Here is a 554-nt window from a genome sequence, read left to right as displayed (position 1 = left end):
ATGTAACTTAATTCACATTAAGTTACATTCGGTTTATCAGAATCGAGTGAAGTATGAATACTTGATATTGAACTTCCTCAACAAAATATCTTCTAGTTTAGTTAAATACTGGTCTACTGCTTTTAACAACACCTCAGAAGCTATCGTGCTTTCGTGTTCAAATTCTTGCCAAATTGAAAAGAGCTGCCATTCATTTTCGCTTTTTCTAATAAAAGCTAAAATAGGTCCTTCCCTTTCATCATGTTCCATCGTAAAGTAATAAAAATAATTTTCTCCTTCGGAATCTTTCACTCTCCACTCTTTTAAAGCAACACCCAGTTCAAGCAACGCTAAGGACGGTTCGTGAAAGAAACACGAATGACCGATATGAATGGTTAATTCCCCTTGCACATCAATCAATAATTTTCCGTTTTTCTGTCGAATTAGCTTTTTATCCAATTTCAATAAGGGATCCAATTCAAAATCAATAGCCAGATTCTCCATGCAATCACTCCTTCAGTACGTTTCTACTGGAATTTTTCAGTGTGAATGTAACTTAACTGCACTTAAGTTAC

Annotated in this window: 1 protein-coding gene; it reads right to left on the bottom strand. The window is 34.7% G+C overall.

Annotated elements, in window-relative coordinates:
- Window positions 1-36 precede the first annotated feature (36 nt).
- Entirely contained in the window at window positions 37-483 is a 447-nt protein-coding gene (locus KW93_RS05740) for a DUF7878 domain-containing protein (RefSeq protein WP_033542029.1), read from the bottom strand.
- Window positions 484-554: the final 71 nt, after the last annotated feature.

It is taken from the genome of Planococcus sp. CAU13, from assembly GCF_000775575.1.
Taxonomy (GTDB): domain Bacteria; phylum Bacillota; class Bacilli; order Bacillales_A; family Planococcaceae; genus Planococcus.
This window is presented reverse-complemented; position numbering and strand designations above follow the sequence as displayed.

Excerpts from the sequence above, each read along its gene's own strand:
- KW93_RS05740 (WP_033542029.1), bottom strand. The coding sequence starts at position 483 with ATGGAGAATCTGGCTATTGATTTTGAATTGGATCCCTTATTGAAATTG.